General features: G+C 66.3%; 11 protein-coding genes and 1 pseudogene. 3 read left to right on the top strand and 9 right to left on the bottom strand.

Translation table 11 applies throughout. The annotated features are described in order from the left end of the window. The first annotated feature begins 128 nt into the window (after positions 1-128). On the top strand, positions 129-836 hold the full coding sequence (locus HU772_RS15540; protein ID WP_186659616.1) for a hypothetical protein: 708 nt from the start codon (positions 129-131) through the stop codon (positions 834-836). 12 nt (positions 837-848) lie between these two features. Here HU772_RS15540 and HU772_RS15545 read toward each other — a convergent pair whose 3' ends face one another. From HU772_RS15545 to HU772_RS15555, 3 genes are all read right to left on the bottom strand, one after another. After that, positions 849-1,571 (bottom strand): hypothetical protein, encoded by a 723-nt coding sequence (locus HU772_RS15545; protein ID WP_186659614.1) that lies wholly within the window; start codon positions 1,569-1,571, stop codon positions 849-851. A gap of 79 nt (positions 1,572-1,650) precedes the next feature. After that, a complete protein-coding gene (locus HU772_RS15550; protein ID WP_186659613.1) occupies positions 1,651-3,504 on the bottom strand; it encodes an ABC transporter ATP-binding protein in 1,854 nt (617 codons plus the stop codon). 187 nt (positions 3,505-3,691) lie between these two features. After that, the gene (locus HU772_RS15555; RefSeq protein WP_186659610.1) at positions 3,692-4,924 is read right to left on the bottom strand and encodes a DUF1835 domain-containing protein; all 1,233 of its coding nucleotides are present in this window, start codon (positions 4,922-4,924) and stop codon (positions 3,692-3,694) included. Between the two features lie 223 nt (positions 4,925-5,147). Here HU772_RS15555 and glsB point away from each other — a divergent pair, with 223 nt between their 5' ends. Continuing rightward, complete coding sequence (gene glsB, locus HU772_RS15560) at positions 5,148-6,068, top strand: glutaminase B (RefSeq protein WP_186659608.1); 921 nt, start codon at positions 5,148-5,150, stop codon at positions 6,066-6,068. A 125-nt stretch (positions 6,069-6,193) separates the two neighbouring features. Here the strand turns inward: glsB and HU772_RS15565 are convergent, their stop codons facing one another. The 6 genes from HU772_RS15565 to HU772_RS15590 all read right to left on the bottom strand — a co-directional run bounded on the left by HU772_RS15565 (position 6,194) and on the right by HU772_RS15590 (position 15,379). Next, a complete protein-coding gene (locus HU772_RS15565) occupies positions 6,194-10,375 on the bottom strand; it encodes a hemagglutinin repeat-containing protein (RefSeq protein ID WP_186659606.1) in 4,182 nt (1,393 codons plus the stop codon). A 49-nt stretch (positions 10,376-10,424) separates the two neighbouring features. Further along, a complete protein-coding gene (locus tag HU772_RS15570; protein ID WP_186659604.1) occupies positions 10,425-12,125 on the bottom strand; it encodes a ShlB/FhaC/HecB family hemolysin secretion/activation protein in 1,701 nt (566 codons plus the stop codon). Positions 12,126-12,498: 373 nt separating this feature from the next. Beyond that, positions 12,499-12,909, bottom strand: a complete 411-nt coding sequence (locus HU772_RS15575) for an SRPBCC family protein (protein WP_186659602.1) — start codon at positions 12,907-12,909, stop codon at positions 12,499-12,501. 89 nt (positions 12,910-12,998) lie between these two features. Continuing rightward, positions 12,999-14,009: an aldo/keto reductase gene (locus tag HU772_RS15580; protein WP_186659600.1), complete on the bottom strand. Its 1,011-nt coding sequence runs from the start codon at positions 14,007-14,009 to the stop codon at positions 12,999-13,001. 190 nt (positions 14,010-14,199) lie between these two features. Next, on the bottom strand, positions 14,200-14,841 hold the full coding sequence (locus tag HU772_RS15585) for a LysE family translocator (protein ID WP_186659598.1): 642 nt from the start codon (positions 14,839-14,841) through the stop codon (positions 14,200-14,202). A gap of 16 nt (positions 14,842-14,857) precedes the next feature. Further along, positions 14,858-15,379, bottom strand: coding sequence for an NUDIX hydrolase (locus tag HU772_RS15590; protein ID WP_186659597.1), 522 nt, complete (start codon positions 15,377-15,379; stop codon positions 14,858-14,860). Between the two features lie 71 nt (positions 15,380-15,450). Between HU772_RS15590 and HU772_RS15595 the strand changes: the two are divergent. After that, a pseudogene (locus HU772_RS15595) lies at positions 15,451-15,906 on the top strand (GNAT family N-acetyltransferase); the annotation flags it as partial. Positions 15,907-16,040: the final 134 nt, after the last annotated feature.

A 16,040-nucleotide genomic window follows, 5' to 3' on the forward strand; every position in this document is an offset into this window, starting at 1 on the left:
AAAAGTCTCGGCGGGCAAGTGGCAGACAGCAGCACCGGGCAAGCCTTGTTCGCACGCATGAGGATTTCCCTTTCCACAAAGTCGCCCATGCTAGCATCACCGCCCCACCCGCTCATTCCTGGACGACCATGCCCCGCTTCCTGCATTTGCCCCTTTGCCTGGCCCTGCTGAGCAGCGCTGCCGTGGCCGCCCCCAGCTACCTGCCCGGCGAGGCTGAATACCGTGAGGCCGCCCCGCAGCTGGACGAGATCGACCGCAGGATGATGGCGCTGGCCAACCAACGTGAGCCCAATGGCGCGATGAACCAGGCGCTACGCCAGGCGCTGCTCGATTACCTGCAAGCGCACGTCGCCGACATCCATACGCTGCTCGAAACCGCGAGCGCAGCGGGCAACCCGGCCGCCGAGTATCGCCTGGCGCGGCTGCTCGAAATGGCCAACGACCCGGCCTCCCACGCGCGCGCATGCACGCTGTTGCAATCGAGCCTCGCACGCGGCTTCACCCCGGCTGCGCTACAGATGCGCGACAGCTGCCCGGAGGCGATCGACACGCCGACCTACATTGCCCAGGTCAAGGCCTTGCCCGCGATACCGACCCCGTACGCGCGTTACTACCCGCAACCGTCAAACCTGCCGCCCTGCTTGCCTCCTTCAGGAAACTTGCTCGACCTGCAGTCACTCGACGAACCGGCATTCAGGGCCAATCTGTACTACAGCATGCGCGAAGTGCTGGTGGATGCGGGGGCGCAGACACGGCAGGCACGGCTCGCCTACCCGCTGCAGGCACAAGCCTATGGCTGCCCGCGCATCGAAGGGTGGCTGGCCCGGCAAAAGTGATTAGCGGGGGCCTCAGCGAGCCTGGGGTGGCACTTGCTCGCTGTGGGCCAACTCGGCAACCAGGCCTTCGTCCACCATCCGCTTGAGCAAGGCGTCGAGCTGACGCTTGAGGGTATCGCGCTCGGCCTTTTCACGGGTACTGCCCCAGTGCGCCAAATTGATCAGGCCGATACGCTCATCGATGGTGTCGTGATTGCTCAGCCTGGCCAGGGACAACTTGCGGGTGTCGATCACATCCATCGTCACCTTCAAGCGCTGCGGCCTGCTGCTGGGAAACAGCCCCAGTGTCACCAGGGTGGCCATGCCAGCCAGTGCCTGGCTGTTGGCGAGCGGCCAGTCTTCGTACACACGCACGAGTATCTGGTAGTCCCCGGGTTGCAGCGGGTCATCCACGCCGCTCACATGGGCGAACAAGCCAGAGGCCTCGAAAATCTGCCGTACCTGCAGCGTGGTCTGCCGCGACACTTCCGGTGGTGCTGGGGTCGGAAGCAGGGCAAGCACCTGGAGCAGGGCCGACGAGTCCGGCTTTATACCAAGGACGGACTCGGCTGATGGAGCCTGCGCCCGCAGTTCCGGATCACCGAAGAAGGACCCTGCCCAGACCTGGACCCCAGGCTTGTGAACTCCCGGCCCTGGCACCGGCAGGCGGGTGGGGGCAATTTCTTCCTGGGGAATACTGGCACAACCGCCGAGCAGCAGGCTCAACAGCAGGCAAACGCGTGTCGCGACCATCATGCAACCCTTCCTGGGCAAAAGCCGCGATTGTAAAGCGCGCGCGATAATTGCAAAAGGCCACCATTGCGTGACCAGGGCCCTATTCCAGCGTCGCCTCCAGGTTCAGGTCCTCGCCCAGGAAACCACCGCTCTGGTGCTGCCACAGCCGTGCATAGGCGCCGTTCCTGGCCAGCAGCTCGGCATGGGTGCCCTGCTCGACGATGCGCCCCTCATCCATGACCACCAGACGGTCCATGGCCGCGATGGTCGACAAGCGGTGGGCGATGGCGATCACCGTCTTGCCGGCCATCATCTCATCGAGGCTTTCCTGGATCGCGACCTCGACTTCCGAGTCCAGCGCACTGGTGGCCTCGTCGAGCAGCAGGATCGGCGCGTTCTTGAGCATCACCCGGGCGATGGCGATGCGCTGGCGCTGGCCACCCGACAGCTTGATGCCACGCTCGCCGACCAGGGTGTCGTAGCCGCTGTGCCCCTGGCGATCGCTGAGCTGGCTGATGAAACCGTCGGCCTGAGCACTGGCGGCGGCGCGATGGATCTGCGCCTCGCTCGCCTCGGGGCGACCGTAGGCGATGTTGTCGCGGATCGAGCGGTGCAGCAGCGAGGTGTCCTGGGTGACCATGCCGATGGCCTGGCGCAGGCTGTCCTGGGTGACCTGGGCGATGTCCTGCCCATCGATGCGAATCACGCCGCTGTCGACGTCGTAGAAGCGCAGCAGCAGGTTGATCAGCGTCGACTTGCCGGCACCGGAGCGGCCCACCAGGCCGATCCGCTCACCCGCGCGAATATCCAGGCTCAGGCCACCGAGCACCTGGCGTTCGCCGTTGTAGTTGAAGCAGACATTGTCGAAGCTCACCGCCCCGCCACGGGTCACCAGGGCGGTGGCGCCCGGTGCGTCCAGCACCTTGGGCTGGCGGGTCAGGGTCGCCATGCCATCCTGCACCGTGCCGATGCTCTCGAACAGCGAGGTCATCTGCCACATGATCCAGTGCGACATGCCGTTGATGCGCAGGGCCATGGCGGTGATCGCCGCCACCGCGCCGACACCGACCTCACCCAGCTGCCACAGCCACAGGGCGTAGCCGCCGGCGCCGAGGATCAGGCCGACCACCAGCGCCTGGTTGACGATCTCGAACTGGCTGACCAGGCGCATCTGGCGAAAACCGGTGAGCTTGAAGTCCTCCATCGCGGCACGGGCGAAATGCGCCTCGCGCTTGGCATGGGAAAACAGCTTCACCGTGGTGATGTTGGTGTAGGCGTCCGAGACCCGCCCGGTCATCGACGAGCGCGCATGGGCCTGCTCCTGGCCAACTTGCCCCAGGCGCGGCACGAAATACACCATCGCCAGGCCGAACAGCGCGATCCAGGCCATGAACGGCAGCATCAGTTTCAGCGCGAAACCACCGGCCAGGGCGATGATCGCCACAAAGTAGACACCGATGCCGGGCAGGATCTCGATCAGGGTGAACAGCACCTCGCGCACCGCCAGCGCGGTCTGCATCACCTTGGTGGTGACCCGCCCGGAAAACTCATCGGAGAAGAACGACAGGCTCTGGCGCAGCATCAGGCGATGGAAGTCCCAGCGCAGTCGCAACGGCAGGTTGATCGCCAGCACCTGGTGCTGCGCTATGGTGCGCGCGGCCACCAAGCCGATGCTGGCCAGCAGCACGGCACCGGCTCCCCACAGCACACGGGTTTGCTGCGCATCCACGGCGCCGCCGGCCTGCCAGGTCGACAGCAGGTCCACCACCTGGCCCAGGAAGGCAAACAACCAGGCTTCGTAGAGCGACACCGCAGCGCTGAGCAGGGCGAAAACCAGGATGTAACCACGGGCACCACGGGTGCAGGCCCACATGAAGCGGGCCAGGCCCATGGGCGGTGGAGGGGCTTCGTCGGGTGGGAAGGGGTCGAGCCAGCGTTCGAATACACGCAGCATGGAATTCTCCGGATCTATCAGACTCGGCGATTGTGACAGCTATCGAACGCCAGGGGTTGCCCACGGCTCACACCCTGGGCGCCCGGCGTTGCCACTCCGCGCCATAGCCCTGCTATGACTTCTCGCGGCGCCTTGCCCGAACACCCAAGCCACTCGCCAAAAGAGAACGTATTTCCGAGACAGGACCCTAGCGCCGCTGCGTCACCTGCCCTTGCCCATCAACCTGCCACGGCGCCTGCCCAGCCACGATACGCACCCCGCCGACCCAACGCTCGGCAGGTTGCTGGTCGAGCCAATTGGCCTGCCCAGCCAACACCCGTTCACCCAGCGCGGTAAGCCTCAAGGGACGTTGCGCCCAGCCGTCACCCGGGCCTTCGTGCAGCAGCGGTCGGGCGCTGTCGATCAAGGGCCGCAGCAGCACCTTGAACATCAAGTCGCCCAGATACGGCAACGGCTCGTAACGCCCCATCAGCTCGGCGAACACCCGCCCTGCAGGTCGCTCGCCCTGCTCCGCCAGAATGCGCAGGCTCAGGCGCTCGGTCAGGCTCAGGCCATCCGCGACGCCCGGTAATTCCTGCAACTGCCGGGCAAGCGCGGCGCCGAGCAAGGGCAATGGCGCATGCCGCTGCCGCGCCAGCGCGGCCCAGGCGCGAGGGTCGGGCGCGGTGTATGCCGCCCAGGCTTGTCGCCCCAGGTCCACGGCAGCCTGGCCCAGGGGGCGGCGTTGCGGCCACAGCCAGGCGAGCAGGTCCGGGGCCAACTGGCCAATGCCGATAAAACGCTCGACCCCTGGCACCCGGTCGATCTCGATCAGCTCAAGACGGCGTGGCAGCCTGGGCAGGCTGGCCAACAGGCGGATCAGGAACAACTGGTCGTAGGCATCGGCCTCGCACCACAGGACCATCTCGCGGTCGCCGTCGAGCTGCGCCAGTGCCGCCCGTTGCCTGGCCTGGCGCTGCGCCAGGTCATGCGGATCGAGGGCGAACACCCGCTGCACATAGGCGGTACGTACCTGCCAATAATCGTCCTCGGGCAGGGCCGGCACCGGCCCCATCACCATGGGGTCGTCGAACATGTGGAAGGCGCCGTGGAAACCGGCAATGCGCAGGCTGTGCTCGATATCGTTGCCGCAGCGCCAGTGCTGCAGCGCGGCTTCGTCCGCGGCGGCGAAGCCGGGGTGGCGCGCGGCGAAGGCTACCGCATCGGCATGGGCCTTGAGCCGTGGCCAACTGGCGAAACCAGCTTCGCGCGCCACCAGCCATTGGGTGTCGGCCAGGCGATAGTCGGGGCCGGGCAGGCCAAGGGCGATCAGTTGGGTACGGGTGTCGTCGTCCAGCGCCTTGAGCAGGCGCTTGGCGCGTTTGCGCAAGGCAGGCAGGTCGAGAAGACCGTGGTGACGGGATGCATCGATGGCAGGCATGCCAACTCCTTGTGGGGCTCGGTCCGCCGACAAGCCGGGAGCTGGTATGGAATGTAGTCTGTCTGGCCTGGGCAACCCCTTCGCGCGGACCGCAGGCGCAGCACACGCCTTGGCCGCGACTCTAACGCCTCGCGCCGGCCCCTGCAACCGTCAGCTGTGCCGCCTGCGCCTCGGCCGCCGTCTGAGCCTCAAGCGATCCACAATCCAGGTATTCCCAGGCCCCATGCACGCCCTACTGCAAGAGATCCTCGACCACGTCCGCCCCCTGCTCGACCAGGGCCAGGTGGCGCAGTACATTCCCGCCCTGGCCCAGGTCGACCCGCACCAGCTGGGCATTGCCGTGCAGAGCCTGGATGGCCAGCTGCACTGCGCGGGCGACGCGCGCACGCCATTCTCGATCCAGAGCATATCCAAGGTGTTCAGCCTGGTGCAGGCGATCAACCACAGTGGCGAGGCCATCTGGTCGCGCCTGGGCTACGAGCCCTCCGGCCAGGCGTTCAACTCGCTGGTGCAGCTGGAAGTGGAAAAAGGCCGGCCGCGCAACCCGTTCATCAACGCCGGCGCCCTGGTGATCTGTGACATCAACCAGTCGCGCTATGCCACGCCATCGCTGTCGATGCGTGACTTCGTCCGCCGCCTGGCGGCCAACCCGCACATCGTCAGCGATGCGCTGGTGGCCGAGTCGGAATACCAGCACCGCGCGCGCAACGCGGCCATGGCCTACCTGATGCAAGCGTTCGGCAACTTCCACAACGATGTCGACGCGGTGCTGCGCAGCTACTTCCACCATTGCGCGCTGTCGATGAGCTGCGTCGACGTGGCCCGGGCCTTCGCCTTCCTGGCCAACAGCGGTTATTGCCCGCACAGCGGTGAGCAGGTGCTGAGCCCGCGCCAGGCCCAGCAGGTGAACGCGATCATGGCCACCAGCGGGTTGTATGACGAGGCGGGGAATTTCGCCTACCGGGTAGGCTTGCCGGGCAAGAGCGGCGTGGGCGGCGGGATCGTCGCGGTGGTGCCGGGGCGCTACAGCATCTGCGTGTGGTCGCCGGCGTTGAATGCGGCGGGCAACTCCCTGGCGGGGTTGCGCGCGCTGGAGCTGTTGAGCGAGCGGATTACCGGCTCGGTGTTTTCGGCGGTGCCTTGAAGCGGGGGCCGCGCTGCGGCCCATCGCCGGCAAGCCGGCGCCTACAGTGAACGCACGCGCCCCTGTAGAGCCGGATTTATTGGGGCGCCGAACCGCCGCAAAGCAAGCAATGCGCGCCCCTCACTTCAGCTGTCGATATGACCTTCAACGGTCAACGGCCCGACCTTCACCTTACCCGCCTCCAGCGACACACTCGGCAGCGCCAGCTCCGACACCTTCGGCTGGTCCAGGGTAGCCTTGACCTCGTAGTTGACCGGTTTCATGCCAGCGCCAGTGACCAGGCCACCCTGCCCGTCAACCACGCCCGAAGCCTCCTTCACGCTGGCCTTGCGCAAGAACTCACCCTGGGCTTCGAAGGCCGGTGTGTAGCCAAGCCCGCTCGGTTGCTGGCCATCCTTCGCCTCGGCCGGCTTGCCAGTCAGGCCCAGGCCAAGGACGAGGCGGGCCGAGGTGGTGGTGTCCTGCCGCTCCTCGACACTCAAGCCGCCCTGGCGTTGACCGCTGAGCGGGCCCTCGATCCGCGCGCCGCTGAGCTGCGTGGCACCGGTGCTGTTCAACGCCACCTGCCCGGCACTGACCCGGCTGTTCTGCTGGGTGCTGGCTTGCAGGTAATCGACCTGCCCCTTGGCCCCCAGTTCGAAGCCGTAGACCGGCTTGCCCGGCTGTTCGGCGCCGGCTGGCGTCTCACGGCTGAGGTTGCCGCCAGCATTGAGCTCGACACCCCAGTTACCACGGCCCTGGGTGGATTGCGCCGACTCCAGCAGCACGCCGCCCTCACCCGCCGCAAGGTTGACCTTCGGCCCGGAGACCTGGGTGCCCTGGGCATGCAGCGAACGGCCCTCCAGGCTCACCGCATCGCCTGACGCGAGCTGGCCGCCACTAAGGGTATTGGCCGATTCGCGCGTCTGCCCGGCCTTGATGTGGCCGCCCAGGTTGCCGCTCAGGGAGCTGCCCTGCTCGTCGCTGACCGACTTGCCGCCCAGGTTCAGGCCAAGGTCGACCTGGTGGCCGGTCACGCTGCGGCTGTCGCTGGCCGCCTGCAGGTCGAGCTTGCCGCCGGCCTTGAGCTCGACCGGGCCACTCACGTCGACGCGAGCACCTTGCACGGTCTGGTCACCGCCACTGCTCAGGCGGACCGGACCATTGCCGTTGATGCTCGCCACCTGGGCCTTGCGCTCGTCGCTGTGCTTGGCGCCGTGCTCGAACTGGACGCTGCCGCCCAGGTCGGTGGTGCCGGTCGGCAGGCTGCTCACCGTCAACGAGGCGCCACCGCCCACGCGGGTGCTGTCGCTGCGCACCTGGTTGCTGGCCTGGTTCAGCGCCAGGTCGCCACCCGTGCCTACAGTCACGCCAGCCTGACCACCGTCGAGGCGACTGCCTTCGAAGCTGGCGTTGCCCACGGTCTGGAGGTTCACACCCTGGCTGGCACCATAGCTCGCCACCACCGCGGTGGAACTGTCGCTGCTGGAGTACTCGCGGCTGCCGGAACCTGCCGCGCTGACGTTCACATCCGAGCCGGTCTTGGTGTAGACCCGGCCACCGACAGTGGCCGTGACCTGCTGGCTGGTGCTGGCGTGGGTATCACGGGCCGCCTCGGCCTGCACGCTATCGGCCTTGACCGTGAGCGCGCCATTGCTGGCCTGGTACTGGGTGCCCTGGTCGCGCAGCTTGCCGGCGACGTTCAGCTCGAGGTTCTGCCCTTCGAACTTGCCCACCACCGCCTTGCTAGACTGCTCGCTGCTGGCCTGGCTGTCGTGGCCGACCGCCACATCGACACCGACATTCGCCGAGCCGATCTGCGACAGCGCCGCGGTCACCGAGGTCTTGCCTTCAAGCACATCGCGCACTTCCTTGACCGGCAGCTTGCCGTCGAGGGCGTCCTTGACCGAGACCTTGCCGTTCACCACATCGCTGACCACGCCAGCGATGGGCCGGGCGATCTCCTTGTACTCGGCATTGACGCCGACATCCGCCGTCCAACTGCTCTGCTGGTGGCTGTTGCTCTTGGTGTCGCTGGCCGCGCGGTTGTCCACGCTGTCGGCGGTCACGCTCAGCCCCTTGCCACTGCTGACCTGCGCGCCTTCGCTCAGCAGGTTGCCGGCGTTGACGGTAAGCGCGCCATTGCTGTGCACATTGCTGGTCCTGGCCGTGCTGGTACTGCTGCGGTCTTGGCTGCTGGCGTGGGAGAAGTCGACCCCGCCACCGGCGCGGTCAAGGCCACCGGTGAGGTACACGCCGCCCCCGGTACGGCTGCTGTCGGCGCTTTCGCTGCGCTGATCCTGCCCAGCCAGCAGCGACACCTGCTTGCCGCTCAGCGTGGTGTCGCCGGCCGTGGACTGAACCGTCGAGCCCTTGACCGCCAGCTCGCTGCCGGCGCTGACCTGCACCGCGCTGCCGCTGAGGTTGGCGCCATGCTGCTGGACCTCGGAGCCACTGTTGCTGTGTTTCTCGCTGACATAGCCCACGCCGGCACGGTACTGCCCGGCGCCCGGCGCGGTTTCCTTGGCCGAGGCGACGAAGCCGCGGCTGTTGCCACTGGCGCTGTGTTCGCGGGTATCGTCGGCAGTGGTCAGTTTTACATCACCACCGGCCTCGGCGCTCAACGCGCCACCGGCCTTGACCGTGGCGCCGACCACGTCGAGATTCTCGCCGCTGCTCAGGCCCAGAGTGCCGCCGGCCACCAGTTCACTGCGCACCGAAGTGCTCTCGCGCTTGCCCTCGCTGGCTTCGTTGTGGCTGATGCCGAAGAACTTGCTCTGCTGGTCGTGGCTGTTGCTCGCGCTGGTGCGTGAAGCGGTGCCGATCTGCACCTGCTTGCCGGCGATGCGAATGTCCTGGCCGCTGCTCAGCTGAGCACCTTCGGTGGCCACGGTGCCCTTGGCCTTGAGGGCGATATCACCGCCCTTGAGCTGGCTGGTGATGCTGCGCTGCTCTTCGTTGCGCTTGTCCCAGTCGGCCTTCCAGAAGCCCTTGGTGTGTTTGCCCTGGTCGGTCTCGACATGCTGCTCGGTGGCGGCGGCCAGGCGCAGGTCGGCGCCGCTGTCGATGCCGAGATGGCCTGCGGCCTCGACTCGGGCGGCGGTGAGCTGGGCATCCTGCCCCGCGCTCAGCCGTGCATCGCGCTGGGCCACCAACTGGCTGCCGTGTTCGCGGGTGTCGCTGTCGGTGTAGCTGCGCTGGTAGGTTTCCCAGTCGATGCCAAGTGCGCCGCTGCGCCAGTTCTCGCGCTTTTCCTGGAGCTTGCGGCTCTGCACCGTGCTCAGGGTGAGGTTGCGCCCAGCGTCGAGCTTGACGTCACGGCCCTTCACATCAGCCGCGGCCAGGGTCAGGTCGTGGGCGCCGCGCAGCGCGACATCGCCCTGGCTGCTCTGGATACCAGCACGCTTGGCTTGCAGGCTGTCGGCCACGGCCTCGCCGCGGATATCCAGATCACCGGCGGACTGAATGCTGACCCCGTCACGCCCGCTGACCTGCGCCGGACCTACACGCACGCCGGCACCGTCGGCGGTGCTGACGATGTTGATGCGCCCGGCCTGCATGGCGCCGAACAGGCTGGCGTCGATGCGCTGCTCGCGGCTGGCCGCTGCCGGGTCCACCGCAGTGACCTGGCCACTGGCGTAGTCGACTTGCTGACGGCCAACGGTGAGGTTGAGCTGGTCACGGGCATCCAGGCGGCCCTGGCTGTCGATGCGCGGGGCAATCAGGTTGACCGAGCCGCCGTCGTTGCGCAGGCCCGCGCCCTGCACCTGCAACTGGCCATTGGCGCCAGTGGTGCCCAGCGCACGCAACTTGCCATCGTCCAGCTCGGGCCGCCCCACCACCAGGCTGGCGTTGGGGGTGTTGATGAAACTCGCGCCGTTGACCGAGATGCCGTTGGGGTTGGCCAGCACATAGTCGGCGGCGCGGCCAAAGATTTCCTGGGCGCCGTTGATGGCCGACGGATTGCGGCTGACCACTTCGTTGAGGATCACGCTGGCCGCCTGGCCATTGAACTGCGGGTTGGCCGCCAGTTGCCCGGCCAGCTGGGAGTTGCCGGCCTGCAAGGCGTTGTTCAGCACCAGGCCCTGGCGCTCGACGTTGTAGTCGAGGAACTGGTTGTGCGACAGGCCCGCGCCGTTGGGCGCGACGATATTGACGATGGGCACGCCACCCTGGGTCTGCAGCTGCGGCGTGCCGCCGGGGCCGGGCGCCACCACCACGCCGGCGGCCAAGGCCTGTGGCAGGCTGGCGGTAAGGAACAGGCTGGCAATCGCCCAGCGCAGCCGGCCCTGGGGCGACAGGTTGAAGGCAAAGGGTTTCATCGTCATAGGTCACTCTCCATAGTTGTTGCCCATGTAGCAGATAGGTGTGCGGCGCTCAGATCTGCAGGCCGGCCCTGAACAGCCAGACCTCCGGTTCGCGGTGATCGCCCGTTGGCGTGCTCAGGCTGCGCTGGTAATCAACGTCCAGTTGCAGCCCCTTCCACCCCAGGTTGAGGCCCAGGCTGGCACCGCTGAGGTGACGCATCGCAGCGCCGTGGTCGGCCTTGATCCAGCCGTGGTCCAAGCCCAGTCGCGGGGTGATGCTCAACGGCCCCAGCGGGTGTTGTGGCAGGCGCAAGGTGTTGCGCCAGATCGCCCCGCTGGCCCCGGAGACACTGCTCACCCGGTAGCCGCGCACGGCGGAGTCGTCGGTGCCGAGCAGTTGCTCGATGGCCGGCAGCGGGTCGGGGCTGTACTGCATGTTGAGCTGGCTCTGCCATTGCCAGGGCTGACCACCGAGCTGGCCATTGCGCCACTGGCTGAGGCCGGCGCGGTACTTGTGAAACTGCGCCTTGGGCAAGTTGGCGACCACTCGCTGGGCGTCGTCGTCAGCGCCGAACCAACGCAAGCCCTGGGCATAGTTGAGGTCGAGGTTCCACACCGCGCTGTCGAGCCAGAACAGGTTGAGCCCGGCCTCGGCCACGGTGAGCGTCGGGCTTTGCACATCCAGGCGCACCTTGGCGAACTCGCTGTCGACATCCTTGTGCGCCAGTTGCAGGCTGGCGCTCAGTTGATGGCGCTGGTCGCGCCAGAGCACGCGTTCGCCGCGCAGGCTGAGCTGGTCGGTGATGCCACGGCTGTGCAGGGTCAGGTTGCTGAGCTTGACCGGCGCGCTGTATTCGGCGTGGCTGGCGAACAGGCTGAAGGTCCAGTAGCCGTAGGGAATGGCGTAGTAGAGGCTGGCATTGCGACTGTAGCGCTCGCCCTGGTTGAGGGTGTCGCTGGCGCTGAGGCTGAGCAGGTCATTGCCGGCCAGCGGGTTGTCCAGGCTCAAGCTGAGCACCCGGCGGTCGCGCCCGGTACTGGCGCTGCCGAGGTTGTCCAGGGCCGCGCCCAAGGCCACCCGTGGCTGCCCGGCGCTGCGTGGGCGCAGGATGATCCGCGTGGCGCCCGGTTGGCTGCCGGGGGCGATATCGGCGCCGAGGTCGACCGAACGCAGGCGGTTCAGCTGGTCCAGGCCCTGTTCCAGGTCACGCAGGTTCAACGGCTCGCCGAGCATGCCGGGGAAGGCCCCGGCCAACGATACCGGCAGCTGTGGGTCGACCAGCTCGATGGCCTCGACATAGCCTTCATCGACCAGGATATCCAGCGACTGGCCGGCAGCCGGGGCACGGCTCAGGTAAGGCCGACTGGCGACATAGCCCTGCTCCACGTACAACGCGGTGATGGTTGCCAGCAGGTGGTTGATCTGGCCAACGCCCATGCACGGCGCCAGCAACGGCTGGATGCGGCTATCGAGGCGGGCGCGATCGAGCAGCGTGACGCCACCGACACGCACCCCGGCCAACGGCCAGCAGTGGCTGTCCGGGGCGACGCTTGGCGCTGGCGCCGGGCCAGTGCCTGGCGTGGCGAAGGCGCCTCGCTCCAGTTGCCGACGGCGCTGTTCGAGTTGCAGTTGCTGCAGGTCCTGTTGCTGCTGTTGCTGTTGACGCAGCACTTCCTGGCCTGGGGTATCAGCCTGGGTGACACCGACGCACAGACACGACAGTGCGACGGACCATGAGAAGCGACGAGCAGGAGCAGACCGGTACCACATACAACACCTATAGCCAAATAAAGGCACGGCGAAAGTTGAACTTTGCAGTGCAGTTACTGGTGATTATCGGCTTGCGCCTAGTGAAACTTTAGTGTTCTGGAAATTCGCCTCACGATTAACTTTAAATTAAGAAAAGGCCAACCACTTCAATCGGTTGGAATCAATGTCCAACTAGACAATATTCCGATTGTCGAACAATCCAACCCGACTTTAGTCGCAAAACTGGGCGCATGCTGTTAAACACGAAACGGGCCAGTCAATATTTAGGAATGATTCACTGATACAACTTGCGAACGCACCACGGGGCCAGCTCGCTGCCACAGGGAAGTACCTGTGACAGCGGGCTGGCCCCGCGATGGAGGTGTTGCCGATATCAGGCGGCGAGCTGTTGCTTCAGCGCTGCCAGACCGTCTTCATAGATAGTCGTGAACAGCGCGGTCGCTTCGGCGTCGCTGATACCTTCAGGGACGAACGAACCGGACCATTCCACCCGCGCACCGCTGCCCGCAGCAACCACGCGCAGGGTCGACTGGTAGTCACGCACCGGCGCCGGGCCGCTGAGAATGGTGTAGCTGTAGCGGCGACCGGCCTCGTTGTAGTCCAGCAGGCGCTCGATGATGGTGTCGCCGTCGACGCTCTTGAGGGTGCGTACGCGCCCACCTTCGCTGAGGGCGCTTTCAGGGATGAACGGCAGCCAGTCGGGCAAGGCGTCGAAGCCGCCGATCAATTGCCAGACGCGGTCGGCGTCGATAGCGGTTTCGATGAAGGCTTGTGCGGTAGCCATGGTGATACTCCTGGGGGATTGCCCCACAAAAAGGCGAAAACAGCGATTCAGGTCGGGGCCGCGTGAAGCGGCCCCTGATGGCGTGGCGGTCAGGCGGTGGGCACTGGCGCCAGGGCGTTGATGAGCCCTTGCTGGCGCAGGTCGTTCCAGAACGCCATCGGGATCACCTGGCTCAGTGCGGCCAGGTCTTCGTTGGCGTGCGCTGGGCGGGTCGAACCCGGGATCACCGAAACCACGGCTGGGTGGGCCAGGGCGAACTGCAGGGCAGCGGCCTTGACGTCGACATCATGGGCGCGGGCCACGGCGCGGATGCGCTCGAGCTTGGCCAGCACGGTCGCATTGGCCTTCTGGTACTCGAAGTGCTCGCCACCGACGGTGACACCGGAGCTGTATGGGCCACCGACGACGATGCCGACGCCTTGTTCAATGGCCTGTGGCATGACGCGTTGCAGGGCACGGTCGTGGTCGAGCAGCGAGTAGCGGCCGGCCAGCAGGAAACCATCGGGCTTGGGCTCATCCAGGTCGAGGGTCAGTTCGACCGGCTCGACGCGGTTCACACCCAGGCCCCAGGCCTTGATCACGCCTTCTTCACGCAGGCGGGAGAGCACGCGGAAGGCGCCGGTACGGGCAGTTTCGAAGTGGCTCAGCCATTCATCACCGTAGAAGTCCTGGGCGATGTCGTGGATCCAGACGATGTCCAGGCGGTCGGTTTTCAGGCGGCGCAGGCTGTCCTCGATGGAACGCAGGGTGGCATCGGCGCTGTAGTCGTTGACGATGCGGTTGCGGTTGCCGTGTTCGAACAGGCCGCTTTTTTCGCCCAGTTCGCGGGCGGCGGGGTCTTCCAGCTCGTCGAGGATGATGCGGCCGATCTTGGTGCTGAGCACGTATTCGTCACGCGGGCGGCCGACCAGGGCGTTGCCCAGGCGGGTTTCGGACAGGCCCGCGCCGTAGAACGGGGCGGTGTCGTAGTAACGCACACCGTTGGCCCAGGCGGCGTCGATGGTGGCCTGGACTTCGGCCTCGGGGACATTGCGGAACATGTTGCCCAGCGGTGCGGCACCGTGGCCCAGCGGGTTGGCGATCAGAGACTTGAGGTTCATGGTGATTTCCTGGTTGGGGAGTCGCATGTCGGCTCCAATGACGGTGATGCTATGCCGCCCCAACCAAGACCGTCCAAGTCATAATTCGACAGACTTGAGACCTTTTATGCAAAGTCCTTGAATACAAACTCTGCCACCGGGTTCTCGCGGTCTACGTGAGGGCTGTCAGGCCCCCACTGCCGCCAACCGGCTAGGCCCCCTGCCGACGCATCGCCAGGATCGCCGCACCAAAGCCAATGAACGTGGTACCCACCACTCGGTTCACCCAACGCGACAGCGACGGCCGAGTGAGCACGCCCTTGGCCCGCGCGGCCAGCGCGGCATACAGGCTCAGCGAGGTCAGCGACAGCAGGATGAAGATCCCGGTGAGCACCAGGAACTGCGGCAGCAGCGCCGCGCCCTGATCGATGAACTGCGGGAACAGCGCGGTGAAGAACATGGTCGCCTTGGGATTGGTGACCGCGGTAACGAACGCCGACTTGTAGAGTTTCAATGGCTTCGGCCGACGCGAGCCATCGCCCGCCTCGGCACCGCCCAGCAGCATCGGGCTCTTCTTCAGCAGTTGCCGTACGCCCAGGTAGAACAGGTAGCCGGCACCGATCACCTTGACCGCGTTGAACAGCATTTCCGAACTGGCCAACAGGGCGCCCAGGCCCAGCATGGCGGCGGCCGACAGGCAGAACAGCCCGCAAGCGTTGCCCAGCGAAGACCACACCGCGCTGCGCTGGCCGTGGGCCAGGCTGTTGTTGATGGCCATCAGCGTGGCAGGCCCGGGGCTGGCAATGGCGATTGCGGCGACCAGGGTGAAAGCGAGAAGCGAGTGAGTGTCCATGTTCAGGCTCGGCAGGTTACGGAAGTTGGATAGTACCCGGGCTAGAGCGCTTGCGGGGCGTTCGATGCGCAGCACGCCGCCTGTCGCGATACAACGCCCGCGCCTCGCGGAGCATCTCGACCAGCCCCTGTGGCCAGACGACATCGCGGGTCTCGCGCAGCGCGTCGATCGACCACCAGCGGTGATCGGCGATGACCTCGGCCTCCTGCGTTGTCCAGTCATGACTGGATAACGTCTGGCTAGCCGCTCGCACCACAAAGTACCGTTCGACGGCCAGGACCCGCTCACCGCTGGGCAGCAGCAGTTCGAACTGACGCTCGGCGACAGGCGCATCCACGGCGCTCACACACAGGCCGGTCTCCTCGCGCAGTTCACGAATAGCCGCCTGCGCGAAACCTTCACCGGCCTCCAGGCCGCCGCCGGGCGTTGCCCAATAGTCCTTGCCGGCCAGGGCGCCATCCTGGTGGACAAACCTGAACAACAGGACCCGTCCCTCTGGGTCGAGGACCAACAACCGAGCCGATTGGCGTTCACGCATGACAATGTTCTTCCGTGCTGGGCTACAGGTGCGCCATGATACGCCCGCACACGCCTTGCAAGGACATCAGCATGCCCCGCCTGGACTGGCTGGACCGACACATGGACCACTGCGATACCCTCGCACAGTGGCTGCACCAACAATTCCATTACGAATTCGCCGACCTGCCGTTGCGCGACTGGCAGCGGACCTTCGCCGCCGGCCAGCGCGACGGACAATGGCAATGCCTGATTGCCCTCGACGGTGAACAGCTGCTGGGCAGCGCCGCCCTGGCGATCGATGACCTGCCGCAGCGACCAGAGCTGGGCCCGTGGCTGGCCTGTGTCTTCGTTGCCCCGCAGGCCAGGGGGCGGGGGCTGGCCGAACGCCTGATCGAAGGTGTCTGCGCGCATGCCCGCGGTGCCGGCATCGACAAGCTGTTCCTGCATACCCATGACCAGCAAGCCTACTACGCCAGACGCGGCTGGATTGCCCTGGAGCAGTTCCAGGCCTGGGGCAAGCCGCATTGGTTGATGTCGCGCGAGCTGGGAGCGCATCAATGGCAGCCCCTGCAATTTCGAAGATGGCTCGGTATCTGGGGCCGCTGCGCGCCCCTCTCGCGACGCAAGGCCGCTCCCACAGGGACCGCGCCGACCTCAGGGCATGCACCACACCGGTGGGA

Source organism: Pseudomonas xantholysinigenes, assembly GCF_014268885.2.
Classification (GTDB): domain Bacteria; phylum Pseudomonadota; class Gammaproteobacteria; order Pseudomonadales; family Pseudomonadaceae; genus Aquipseudomonas; species Aquipseudomonas xantholysinigenes.

Excerpts from the sequence above, each read along its gene's own strand:
- HU772_RS15540 (WP_186659616.1), top strand. The coding sequence starts at position 129 with ATGCCCCGCTTCCTGCATTTGCCCCTTTGCCTGGCCCTGCTGAGCAGC.
- HU772_RS15545 (WP_186659614.1), bottom strand. The coding sequence starts at position 1,571 with ATGATGGTCGCGACACGCGTTTGCCTGCTGTTGAGCCTGCTGCTCGGC.
- HU772_RS15550 (WP_186659613.1), bottom strand. The coding sequence starts at position 3,504 with ATGCTGCGTGTATTCGAACGCTGGCTCGACCCCTTCCCACCCGACGAA.
- HU772_RS15555 (WP_186659610.1), bottom strand. The coding sequence starts at position 4,924 with ATGCCTGCCATCGATGCATCCCGTCACCACGGTCTTCTCGACCTGCCT.
- glsB (WP_186659608.1), top strand. The coding sequence starts at position 5,148 with ATGCACGCCCTACTGCAAGAGATCCTCGACCACGTCCGCCCCCTGCTC.
- HU772_RS15565 (WP_186659606.1), bottom strand. The coding sequence starts at position 10,375 with ATGACGATGAAACCCTTTGCCTTCAACCTGTCGCCCCAGGGCCGGCTG.
- HU772_RS15570 (WP_186659604.1), bottom strand. The coding sequence starts at position 12,125 with ATGTGGTACCGGTCTGCTCCTGCTCGTCGCTTCTCATGGTCCGTCGCA.
- HU772_RS15575 (WP_186659602.1), bottom strand. The coding sequence starts at position 12,909 with ATGGCTACCGCACAAGCCTTCATCGAAACCGCTATCGACGCCGACCGC.
- HU772_RS15580 (WP_186659600.1), bottom strand. The coding sequence starts at position 14,009 with ATGAACCTCAAGTCTCTGATCGCCAACCCGCTGGGCCACGGTGCCGCA.
- HU772_RS15585 (WP_186659598.1), bottom strand. The coding sequence starts at position 14,841 with ATGGACACTCACTCGCTTCTCGCTTTCACCCTGGTCGCCGCAATCGCC.
- HU772_RS15590 (WP_186659597.1), bottom strand. The coding sequence starts at position 15,379 with ATGCGTGAACGCCAATCGGCTCGGTTGTTGGTCCTCGACCCAGAGGGA.